Source organism: Duganella sp. GW821-FHT07G03 (assembly GCF_059418605.1).
Genome location: NZ_JBWKQE010000049.1, coordinates 1 through 10499, shown reverse-complemented (window position 1 = coordinate 10499; position 10499 = coordinate 1). Strand labels below are relative to the sequence as shown.

Genomic DNA, 10499 nt, shown 5'->3' with positions numbered 1-10499 from the left:
GGTGATACACAATGACAAGCCTTTCGATCCCAATTACTTATCGAAAGGGCTTGCCATTCAAGACGGTATCTGACCCCCGTGGTGTTATTTGAGACCTTCGATCAGGTCGATGTACTGTTGTTTGGCTTCGTCCAGCGAGGTGCCTTGCAGCGCGGCCCAGGCGTCGAACTTGGCGCGGCCGACGAAGTCGGTCATGCCGGGGCGGTCGCCGCTGGCGTCGCCCGCCGAACCTTGCTTGAACAGCGCGTAGATCTTCAGCAGCGTCATGTTGTCCGGACGCTCAGGCAGGTTCTTCGAATCCAGCTGGGCTTGCGCGAACTGCTCTTCTAAACTCATCACTTCTCCTCGGGTAGGTAGGGGGTGCCGCCATCATACCCGCAGCCGCCGCCAAAACCGCTAGAGGGTCTCCTCAAAAACAGAACGGCGGACAGGCCGGTCCGTAGACCTGGCATGTACCGCCGTTTCCGGTGCCCTGGCGGGCACTGGCACCGCGACGCGAACGCCGCGTGCCGGAGCGCCTGCTTACTTCTTCTTCGTCGGGTTGACAGCCGACTTCAGGGTCGCGCCAGCCGAGAATTTTGGAGTTTTCGACGCTGCGATCTTGATCGCTTCGCCGGTTGCAGGATTGCGGCCTTTACGGGCAGCGCGTTTCGCTACGGAGAAGGTGCCGAAGCCGGTGATGCCTACCGTGTCGCCTTTTTTCAGACGCTCGGTGATGATGGCGATCAGAGTATTCACTGCACCGTTGGCGGCAGCAGCGGACACTTCAGTGCGTTTCGCAAATTCTGCAATCAATTCGCCTTTTTTCATTACTACCTCCTTGGTTATTAGAGCGCGCAGATTAGCATAAATATTGTCAAATGTAATGGTTTCTGTACGAAGTAGCCCTTACAGTAGCTGCCGCGCCACGCTGCACTGCAATAAAACCCCCGTGTTTACAGGCGCTACGCGGCGCGCGCGGCCCCGCATCGCGCTGCAAAAAGGTTTATGATGGGACGATCCGGGACAGGAATCATGACCTTTTCAGACGAGACTTTGATTGCATATGCCGACGGCGAATTGGACGACGCCCTGCGTCTCGCCGTCGAGTCCGCCATGCGCCGCGACAGCAGCATCGCCCGCCGCGTGGCCCGCCTGCGCGCCGCGCGCGACGAGGTGTATGCCGAGCAGGCGCCGTCCGGCGTCGAGCTGGGTTCCCATCCGCGCCACGCCAAGGTGGTGCAGCTGGCGGCGGTGCGCGCGCAGCGCGCCGCGCAGCAGCAGGCCGCGCGCAAGGCGGCCAGGCATCAATGGGGCTGGCTGGAATGGAGCGCGCTGGCGCTGGTTATGGTGCTGGGCCTGGCGGCCGGCAAATTCGGCCTGGCGCGCTGGCAGCCGGGCTGGTTCAGCGAACCGGCCGCGGCGCCGACCACCGTCGCCAGCCGCAACGGCATGCTGGTCGCGCAGGGCCGCCTGGCCAACGCGCTGAGCCAGCAGATGGGCGGCGCCGCGCCATCGGAGGGCGAGGTGCGGGTGGGGTTGAGTTTTCTGTCGAACGAGGGCGGGTACTGCCGCAGCTTTACGCTGGTGGGCCTGAGCCAGGATCTGGTGGGGATCGCCTGCCGCGTCAGCGACGAGTGGCGCATCCCGGTGCTGGTGCAGAATGCGCGGCCGCTGCCGGCCCCGGGCGCTTACGGCCTGGGCGGCAGCGACATGCCGACGGCGCTGCTGGAAGCGATCGACCAGCGCATCGTCGGCGGCATGCTCGACACGCGAGCGGAGCTGGAAGCGCTGCGCCGCAACTGGCAGCGCTAGCGAACGTCGTTAAACGCCCAGCAGTTCCACATCAAAAATCAGCGTGGCGTTGGGCGGGATCGCGCCGCCGGCGCCGCGCGAGCCGTAGCCCAGTTCGGCAGGGATGATCAGCTGGCGCAGGCCGCCGATCTTCATGCCTTGCACGCCTTCATCCCAACCGCGGATGACCATGCCGGCGCCCAGGGCGAACTCGAATGGATCGTTGCGGTCTTTGCTGGAGTCGAATTTGGCGCCCTTGGTGCCGTCGTCGTTGCGCAGCCAGCCGGTGTAGTGCACGGTGACGTTCTGGCCGGCTTTGGCGACTGCGCCTTCGCCTTCGGTCAGTTCGATGTATTGCAGGCCGGAGTCGGTGGTGATCGTGGTCATGATTTTCCTTCTATGGATACGTTAAAGACAGCCCTGAATTGTAGCAGGGCGCCCGCGGCAAGGAATAATTGCGGCTTTTGCCTCGTCCCGGCGCAGTTTGCACGTAAAATAAACGTTTTGCTCTTTCAAGCGATTTTTACATGCTCCGTAGTTTCCGCCGTATCGTGTTTTCCTGTGTCTGCGCCGTCACTGCCATCAGCAGCGCGCAGGCCAACGTAGTGGTTGTACTGAACTCGCGCGACGCCACTGTGCAGCTGCTGGACCAGGACACTTACAAAGACCTGTCCACCATCCCGGTCGGCAAAGAGCCGCACCACCTGATGTCGACCCCGGATAACAAATCCCTGATCGTGGCCAGCTCGGTGGGCAACGAACTGATCTTCCTCGACCCGAAAAGCGGCCAGGTCCAGCGCACCATCAAGGACATCCTCGACCCCTACCAGATCGGCTTCTCGCCGGACCAGAAGTGGTTCGTGTCGAACTCGCTGCGCCTGGACCGCGTCGACCTCTACAAATACGACGGCGCCAACCTGACCCTGGCCAAGCGCATCCCGCTGGCCAAGCTGCCCAGCCACATGGCCTTCAACGCCGCCAGCAATATGGTGTTCATCACCCAGCAGGGCAGCGACCAGGTCAGCGCCATCGACCTCTCCACGCAGACGCTGAAGTGGACCATGTCGGTCGGCAAGCTGCCGGCCGGTATCGCCATGACGCCCGACGACAAGTATCTGCTGGTCGGCATCATGGGCAGCGACTACGTCGAAGTGATCGACTGGAAAACCCAGAAGACCGTCAAGCGCATCAAGGCCGGCCAGGGCGCGCACAACTTCCGCTCGGCCGGCGACGGCCGTTACACCTATGTGTCGAACCGGGTGTCGAACTCGATTAACATCATCGACCAGAAGACGCTGGAAAACGTCGGCCAGATCAATGTTCCCGGCGGCCCGGACTGCATGGAGATCACCGCCGACGGCAAGACCATGTGGGTCACGCTACGCTGGATCAAGAAAGTGGCCGTGATCGACGTCGCCAGCCGCAAGGTGACCAAGCTGATCCCGGTGGGACGCTCGCCGCACGGCGTGTTCTTCTTCAACTCCGCCCAGCGCATGTAATGAACGCCGCCGCCGCCCTGACTTTGCTGGCGCTGGCGGCTACGCCGGCGGCGCAGGCCGCCGACAGCGCCACGACGGCCCACGCGAGCAATAGCGACGCGCGCGAGCTCAACGACGCCGCCCGCGCCGCCAACGCCCATGCCCGCAGCCTCAACGGCCCGGCGCGGCGCGCGGCGGAAGCCAAGGCGGCCGGCATCGCCGCCGCGGCAGCGGCCGCGGCAAGCACGCCCGCGCCAGCGGCCACGACCACCCCGGCGGCTTCGGCGGTGGCCATGGCGTCGGCCGCGGCCGGCGCCGGCGCCAAGCCGCAAGCGGCCCTGCTGCGCCACAGCGCCTGCAAGGGCACCATCTACCTGACCTTCGACACCGGCAGCCAGGCCCAGGCCGCGCTGATCGCCGACACGCTCAATCGCCACCAGATCAAGGCCACCTTCTTCCTGGCCAACGAGAAAACCATCAACGGCGACTACTCGCTGGACCGGTCGTGGTCGGCCTACTGGAAGGCCCGCGTGGCCGAAGGGCATGCGATCGGTTCGCACACCTTCGACCATGACGTGCTGGTCAAGGACGGCGCCGGCGGCGCCATCCAGGTCAAGCCCGGCTTCGGCGCGCATGCCGGCAAGCTGCTGTCGCTGACGCCGGCGCAGTATTGCGAGGAAATCAAACGGGTCGACCAGCGCTTCGTCGAACTGACCGGCAAGCACCTCGATCCGATCTGGCGCGCGCCGGCCGGCCACACGACGCCGCGCTCGCTGGCGGCGGCGCAGGCCTGCGGCTACGCGCACGTGGGCTGGGCGCCGGCCGGCTTCTCAGGCGATGAGCTCTCCAGCACGGCCTACCCGAATCCGGTATTGTTGCAGAAGTCCCTGCGCGACTTGCAGGACGGCGATATCTTCCTCGCCCACATGGGCATCTGGTCGCGCAAGGATGCGTGGGCGCCGGCCAACCTGGAGCCGCTGATCAGCGGCCTGGAGCAGAAGGGCTATTGCTTCGCCACGCTGCGCGAGCATCCCGACTATCTTTCACAGTTCAACAAGCATAAATGATGCAATTATTTTCCGACTGGCTGGGCGCGGCCCAAGGCTGGTTGTTCGAGACGGTGATACAGCCGCTGGTGTTCCAGCTCGGCTTCGGCGAATTCATCGAGGAAGCGTTCGAGGGCACCGAGTGGCTGCTGATCGGCGTGCTGGAGCTGTCGCTGCTGTTCCTGGTGCTGCGTCCGCTGGAGGCGAAGATCCCGGTGCACCAGTTCACCGATCCGCGCGCCCGCCGCACCGATTTCCTCTACACCGTGCTGCACCGCATCGGCCTGTTCTCGGTGCTGATCTTCTTCACGCTCGATCCGCTGATGGACAGCGTGGCGGCGATGTTGCGCTTCGAGAGTTTCCAGCCGCTCAACCTGGAATCGCTGTGGCCGGCCCAGTGGCCGCCCCTGGGTCCGCTGGGCAGCTTCCTGGTCTACTTCGTGGTGCTGGACTTCTTCGATTACTGGTACCACCGCGCCTCGCACCAGTTCAACTGGTGGTGGGGCTTGCACGGCCTGCACCACAGCCAGCAGAACATGAACCTGTGGAGCGACAACCGCAACCACCTGCTCGACGACCTGCTGCGCGACGTCTACATGGGCGTGATCGCGCTGTGCATCGGCGTCGAGCCGGCGCAGTACGTGATGCTGGTGTCGGTGTCGCGCATTCTGCAAAGCCTGCAGCACGCCAATGTGCGCATCCACTTTGGCCGCGTCGGCGAATGGCTGCTGGTGTCGCCGCGCTACCATCGCATGCACCACGCGATCGGCGTCGGCCATGAATCGCGCGGCAAGGGCACGCTGGGCGGCTGCAATTTCGCCGTGCTGCTGCCGGTCTGGGATATCATTTTCCGCACCGCCAATTTCACGCCGGAGTACGTCGCCACCGGCATCCGCGACCAGCTGCCGCGGACCGACCCACAGGGCGTGGTCAGGCCGGGCCGCGAATACGGCAAGGGCTTCTGGGCGCAGCAATGGCTGGGCCTCAAACGCATGGTTGAATACGCACGCAAGGATGTGGTCTGATGACGAATGTAATCCGTTCCTGGGGCCGCGCCTTCCTGTCGCAATGGCACGGCAAGATGTTGGCGATGAGCCTGGCGCCTTTCCTGCTGGCGGTCGGCGTGTGGGCCGTGGCGCTGTACTTCTGCCTGCAACCGCTGATCGATTACGTGCATGCGCAATTCGCCGAGCACAATCTGTTCGCGCCGGCCGGCAACCTGCTCACGTCGCTGGGCCTGGCGGTCCTGAAAACCGTGATGCCGCCGCTGATCGCCATGCTGCTGTTGCTGCCGCTGATGATACTGACCGCGCTGATCTTCATCGGCGTGATCGCCATGCCGCTGATCGGCCGCCACGTCGGCCTGCGCCACTATCCGCAGCTGGAGCAGCGCAAGGGCGGCAGCCTGGTCGGCAGCGCCGTCACCGCGCTGGGCGGCATGGCGATCTTCATCGGCCTGTGGATTGTGACCTTGCCGCTGTACTTTTTCCCGCCGCTGGCCATCCTCGTGCAGGCGCTGCTGTGGGGCTGGCTGACCTGCCGCGTGATGGTGTACGACGCGCTGGCCGACTACGCCACGCCCGAGGAACGCCGCCAGATCCTGGCCGAACACCGCTGGCGTTTGCTGGCGATTGGCGTGATCTCCGGCGCGGCCGGCGCCTTGCCGGGAGCGATCTGGCTCGGTGGCACGGTGCTGGCGGTGGTGTTCTTCCCCTTCCTGGCGGCGGCGTCGATCTGGCTGTACGTGCTGATTTTTATCTTCACCGGCTTGTGGTTTGCGTATTATTGTCTCGATGCGCTGGCGCGCCTGCGCGCCCAGGCCGCCGCTCCGGCGGACATCACCCTTTAAAGAAAGCAGATAACCATGGCCATCGGTCTCATCATCATCGGCGACGAAATCCTGTCCGGCAGGCGCGTCGACCAGCATTTCCCCAAGGTCGTGCAGATGCTGGCGGCGCGCGGCCTGCAGCTGAACTGGGCCGAGATCCTGGCCGACGACCCGGAGCGCATCACCGCCACGCTCAAGCGCACCTTCGCCAGCGACGACCTCGTGTTCTGCTGCGGCGGCATCGGCGCCACGCCGGACGACCACACCCGCCTGGCCGCCGCCAACGCGCTGGGCCTGCCGCTGGTCATGCACGAGCAGGGCAAGCTCAACATCCAGCAGCGCATCCTGCAAATGGGGCAGGACGCCGGCCAGGACGTGGACCTGAACTCCGCCGAAAACCTGCACCGCCTGAAGATGGCCGAGTTCGCGCAAGGCGCGGCGCTGATTCCTAACCCGTACAACAACATTGCCGGTTTCTCTTTGCACAAGCATTACTTCGTGCCGGGCTTCCCGGTGATGGCGTGGCCGATGATCGAGTGGGTGCTGGACAACCACTACGCCGACCTGTTCAACCGCGAGCCGCGCCTGGAACAATCCGTGCTGGTGTACGAGGCGGCCGAATCGGCGCTGACGCCGCTGATGGTGGCGATCGAAGCGCAGTTCCCGAGGGTGAAGGTATTCAGCCTGCCGAGCGTGGGCGATGCGCACACGCGCCGCCATATCGAACTGGGTGTCAAAGGCGAAGCGGTCCAGACAGCCACAGCGTTTATTCAATTGTGCTCGGAACTCAAGCAGCTCAATGTAGAGTTCAACAACACTTAGTGTCACACTGTTATCAGATGGGCCTGGACGGCGTTCTTTCCTCGGGGAGAGCGCCGTTGTTTTTTTGCGAAAAACAAACGGCGCAGTAAAATTATTCTGCGTCCGCGCCGGTTCGCACCCCTCTGATGTGGTGCAATGGAAGCTCGCAAGTCCTAGTAAGTTTTACTGAAACAGCTGACCGGTTTGAATCATATGTTAAGCAATCGTCGTTTCCGCCGGCCCCGTCTTGTTGTGCGCGCAGTGCGCAAATTGCGCGCAGGCGCAGCAGCATTAGGCTATCGCCGTTCCCGGCACCTGCGTGTCGTGCCGCCGCCCACTCCCGAGCAAACCGAAGCGCATCTGGCTCAGGCCCAGATGGACGCGCCGCCGCCCACCACACCGCCGAAAAGCAAGCGCTCGCGCAACGCTTTCCTGCTGGTGCTGCTGGTCGGCCTGTCGTTCGCGGTCTACTGGGGCATCCAGGAAACCCGCACCTCCAGCATGCAGGCGCGCATCTTCACCGACCTGGTCGGCAAGATGACCTACAAGATGGAGCCGGGCGCCAGCAAGGCGATCCGCTTCCCGAAGGACAGCCCGTATGACGAGCGGCTCGGCTACGCCGGCCTGCCGGACTACCTGGGCAAGTTGAGCGCGCGCGACTACCAGGTCAGCGCGCAGGTGCGCATCTCGCCCAAGATGGCCGAGCTGGCCGACATGGGCGTGTTCGCCACTTACCGCGAAAAGACCAAGACCGGCCTGACGATCTACGATTGCCGCGCGCAGCAGCTGTTTGCCGCCAGCTATCCGGAGCGCATCTACAACAAGTTCGAGCAGGCGCCGATGGCGCTGATCAACAGCCTGCTGTTCATCGAAAACCGCGAGCTGCTCGACACCAAGTACCCGACCCGCAATCCCGCCGTCGAGTGGGACCGGCTGGGCAAGGCCGTGATTGAAAAAAGCGTGACCTCGGTCGCCGGCGGCCATCGCGCGGCGGGCGGCAGCACGCTGGCCACGCAGATCGAAAAATACCGCCACTCGCCGGAGGGCCGCACCGGTTCGATGAAGGACAAGCTGCAGCAGATGGTCTCGGCCAGCCTGCGTTCCTACCAGGACGGGCCGGACACCACCAAGGCGCGCCGCCGCATCGTGATCGACTACCTGAACACGGTGCCGCTGTCGGCCAAGCCCGGCTACGGCGAAGTGAACGGCATCGGCGACGGCATGTGGGTGTGGTACGGCCGCAGCTTCCCGGACTTCAACCGCCTGCTGGGCGGCAATCTCGACAACCCGGATGCGGAAACCGCGCTGACCTTCAAGGAAGCGTTGAGCCTGATGATCGCGCAACGCCGTCCGAGCTACTACCTGGGCAACGGCGCGGCCGACCTGGAAGTGCTGGCCAACAGCCACCTGCGCATCCTGGCGCAAGACGGCGTGATCACGCCGGCCATGCGCGACATGGCCTTGCAGCAGAAACTGCATCCGGCCACCGGCAATGGCCTGGAGTCGGCGCCGGCGATGACGTTTGTGTCGCGCAAGGCATCGAACGCGATCCGCAACCACCTGGCCAACCTGCTGGGCGACAACCGCATGTACAACCTGGACCGCCTGGACCTGAGCGTGGTCAGCACGCTGGACGCGCAGGCCCAGACGGCCGTCACGCAAGTGCTGCGCGACCTGCGCGATCCGGAAAAGGCCAAGGCCGCCGGCCTGACCGGCAAGGGTATGCTGGGCAACGGCGATCCGGCCAACGTGGTGTACAGCTTCACCTTGCTGGAGAAGGGCGAGCAGAACAATCTGCTGCGTTTGCAGACGGATAACTTCGACCAGCCGCTGGACATCAACGAGGGCGCCAAGCTGGACCTGGGCTCGACCGCCAAGCTGCGCACGCTGGTCACCTACCTCGACATCGTCGACATGCTGCACAAGAAGTACGGCGGCATGGACGCGGCCGCGCTGGGCAAGGTGACGGTCGATCCGCAGGACAAGCTGTCGCAATGGGCGCTGGACTACTTCAAGGCGCTGCCTTTGGAGAAGGGCGGGCGCGAGCTGACGCCGATGCTGAACGCGGCCATGGAGCGCAAGTATTCGGGCAATCCGGGCGAGGGCTTCTTCACCGGCGGCGGCCTGCACCACTTCGGCAACTTCTCGAAGGAAGACAACGGCAAGATCCTGACCGTGACCGAGGCGCTGCGCCATTCGACCAACCTGGTGTTCGTGCGCCTGATGCGCGACGTCGCCAAGTACTACATGTTCCAGACGCCGGGTTCGTCGGCGTCGCTGCTGGCCGACTCGGACGATCCGCGCCGCGCGCAATACCTGGCACGCTTCGCGGACAAGGAAGGCAAGGAGTTCCTGGGGCGCTTCTACGCCAAGTACAAGGGCAAGCCGGAGTCCGAGCTGGACAAGATCCTGCTGGCGAATATCCGCAGCACGCCGGTGCGGCTGGCGGTGATCCATCGCACCGTCTATCCGACCGCCAGCCTGCCGCAGTTTGCCGCCTTCCTGAAGGACAACCTGCCGTCGCAGAACGAGGTGCCGGAAGAGCGCGTGGCCAAGCTGTACGACCAGTACGCGATCGACAAGTGGTCGCTGGCCGATCGCGGCTACCTGGCCAGCGTGCACCCGCTGGAATTGTGGATGGCGGCCTATATGCGCTTGCATGCGGGCGCGACGCTGTCGCAGATGACGGCGGCCAGCGAGAAGGAGCGGCAGGAGGTCTACCAGTGGCTGTTCAAGACCCACCACAAGCACGCGCAGGACAAGCGCATCGTCGGCCTGATCGAGGTGGAAGGCTTCATGGAAATCCACAAGCAATGGAAGAAGATGGGCTATCCGTTCGAATCGCTGGTGCCGTCGTATGCGACCACGCTGGGCGCATCGGCCGACCGTCCGGCGGCGCTGGCGGAGATGATGGGGATTATCGTCAACGGCGGCGTGCGCAAGAGCAGCCAGCGTATCAGTTCGCTGCACTTCGCCGAGGGCACACCGTATGAGACCGTGGTCACCAAGGGCAAGCCGACCGCCAACGAGCAGGTGTTGTCGCCGGAGGTGGCGCGGGTGGTGGCCGATGCGATCCGCGGCGTGGTGTCGGACGGCACCGCCAAGCGGGCGCGCATGGCCTTCGTCGGTTCGGACGGCAAGGTGATCCCGGTCGGCGGCAAGACCGGCACCGGCGACCAGCGCTTCGATGTGTACGGCGGCGGCGGACGGTTGATCGAGTCGCGCTATGTGAACCGTTCGGCGACGTTTGTGTTCAACATCGGCGAGCGTTTCTTTGGTTCGATGACGGCCTACGTGCACGGACCGGCATCGAAGAACTACGACTTCACCAGCGCGCTGCCGGTGCAGCTGCTGGTGGTGCTGGCGCCCAACCTGATGCCGCTGATCGAGCCGCATCCTATCGTCAAGCCGGGGCCGACGCCGCCGGTGATCGTCAAGACCGGCGGCAACGCCACGGCGGCGGTGACGCCGCCGCTGCAGGCCTGCGGCGGCTAAAAAGGGAAAAGCGGGGTCCTGTCTCTTCTCCACATCTCCGAGCCCACGAGACTTAGGCTCAAATCTGGGGGGGGGGGG

At 64.4% G+C, this 10499-nt stretch carries 10 protein-coding genes; 7 read left to right on the top strand and 3 right to left on the bottom strand.

The window, feature by feature from the left end; all coding sequences use genetic code 11:
- Positions 1-84 precede the first annotated feature (84 nt).
- Both AC07OK_RS30620 and AC07OK_RS30615 read right to left on the bottom strand, forming a co-directional pair.
- Positions 85-336 (bottom strand): acyl-CoA-binding protein, encoded by a 252-nt coding sequence (locus tag AC07OK_RS30620; RefSeq protein WP_020705202.1) that lies wholly within the window; start codon positions 334-336, stop codon positions 85-87.
- Positions 337-522: 186 nt separating this feature from the next.
- Positions 523-828 (bottom strand): HU family DNA-binding protein, encoded by a 306-nt coding sequence (locus AC07OK_RS30615; protein ID WP_328595527.1) that lies wholly within the window; start codon positions 826-828, stop codon positions 523-525.
- A 186-nt stretch (positions 829-1014) separates the two neighbouring features.
- Between AC07OK_RS30615 and AC07OK_RS30610 the strand changes: the two genes are divergently transcribed.
- Positions 1015-1794, top strand: coding sequence for a hypothetical protein (locus AC07OK_RS30610; protein ID WP_494693818.1), 780 nt, complete (start codon positions 1015-1017; stop codon positions 1792-1794).
- Between the two features lie 9 nt (positions 1795-1803).
- On the opposite strand, the gene AC07OK_RS30605 is transcribed toward AC07OK_RS30610, so the two are convergent.
- Complete coding sequence (locus AC07OK_RS30605) at positions 1804-2160, bottom strand: FKBP-type peptidyl-prolyl cis-trans isomerase (protein ID WP_494693817.1); 357 nt, start codon at positions 2158-2160, stop codon at positions 1804-1806.
- Between the two features lie 140 nt (positions 2161-2300).
- Here AC07OK_RS30605 and AC07OK_RS30600 point away from each other — a divergent pair, with 140 nt between their 5' ends.
- The 6 genes from AC07OK_RS30600 (at position 2301) to AC07OK_RS30575 (ending at position 10421) form a co-directional block, all read left to right on the top strand.
- The gene (locus AC07OK_RS30600; RefSeq protein ID WP_494693816.1) at positions 2301-3272 is read left to right on the top strand and encodes a YVTN family beta-propeller repeat protein; all 972 of its coding nucleotides are present in this window, start codon (positions 2301-2303) and stop codon (positions 3270-3272) included.
- Entirely contained in the window at positions 3272-4318 is a 1047-nt protein-coding gene (locus tag AC07OK_RS30595; RefSeq protein WP_494693815.1) for a polysaccharide deacetylase family protein, read from the top strand. The genes AC07OK_RS30600 and AC07OK_RS30595 overlap by 1 nt, the downstream gene beginning before the upstream one ends.
- Entirely contained in the window at positions 4315-5322 is a 1008-nt protein-coding gene (locus tag AC07OK_RS30590; RefSeq protein WP_494693814.1) for a sterol desaturase family protein, read from the top strand. The genes AC07OK_RS30595 and AC07OK_RS30590 overlap by 4 nt, the downstream gene beginning before the upstream one ends.
- Positions 5322-6146 (top strand): EI24 domain-containing protein, encoded by an 825-nt coding sequence (locus AC07OK_RS30585; RefSeq protein WP_494693813.1) that lies wholly within the window; start codon positions 5322-5324, stop codon positions 6144-6146. The genes AC07OK_RS30590 and AC07OK_RS30585 overlap by 1 nt, the downstream gene beginning before the upstream one ends.
- A 15-nt stretch (positions 6147-6161) precedes the next feature.
- Positions 6162-6947, top strand: coding sequence for a competence/damage-inducible protein A (locus AC07OK_RS30580; protein ID WP_494693812.1), 786 nt, complete (start codon positions 6162-6164; stop codon positions 6945-6947).
- Positions 6948-7301: 354 nt separating this feature from the next.
- Positions 7302-10421 (top strand): transglycosylase domain-containing protein, encoded by a 3120-nt coding sequence (locus AC07OK_RS30575; protein ID WP_494693819.1) that lies wholly within the window; start codon positions 7302-7304, stop codon positions 10419-10421.
- Positions 10422-10499: the final 78 nt, after the last annotated feature.

What these genes read in the sequence shown, in the direction of transcription:
- AC07OK_RS30620 (WP_020705202.1), bottom strand. Translation starts at nt 336, where the DNA reads ATGAGTTTAGAAGAGCAGTTCGCGCAAGCCCAGCTGGATTCGAAGAAC.
- AC07OK_RS30610 (WP_494693818.1), top strand. Translation starts at nt 1,015, where the DNA reads ATGACCTTTTCAGACGAGACTTTGATTGCATATGCCGACGGCGAATTG.
- AC07OK_RS30605 (WP_494693817.1), bottom strand. Translation starts at nt 2,160, where the DNA reads ATGACCACGATCACCACCGACTCCGGCCTGCAATACATCGAACTGACC.
- AC07OK_RS30600 (WP_494693816.1), top strand. Translation starts at nt 2,301, where the DNA reads ATGCTCCGTAGTTTCCGCCGTATCGTGTTTTCCTGTGTCTGCGCCGTC.
- AC07OK_RS30595 (WP_494693815.1), top strand. Translation starts at nt 3,272, where the DNA reads ATGAACGCCGCCGCCGCCCTGACTTTGCTGGCGCTGGCGGCTACGCCG.
- AC07OK_RS30590 (WP_494693814.1), top strand. Translation starts at nt 4,315, where the DNA reads ATGATGCAATTATTTTCCGACTGGCTGGGCGCGGCCCAAGGCTGGTTG.
- AC07OK_RS30585 (WP_494693813.1), top strand. Translation starts at nt 5,322, where the DNA reads ATGACGAATGTAATCCGTTCCTGGGGCCGCGCCTTCCTGTCGCAATGG.
- AC07OK_RS30580 (WP_494693812.1), top strand. Translation starts at nt 6,162, where the DNA reads ATGGCCATCGGTCTCATCATCATCGGCGACGAAATCCTGTCCGGCAGG.
- AC07OK_RS30575 (WP_494693819.1), top strand. Translation starts at nt 7,302, where the DNA reads ATGGACGCGCCGCCGCCCACCACACCGCCGAAAAGCAAGCGCTCGCGC.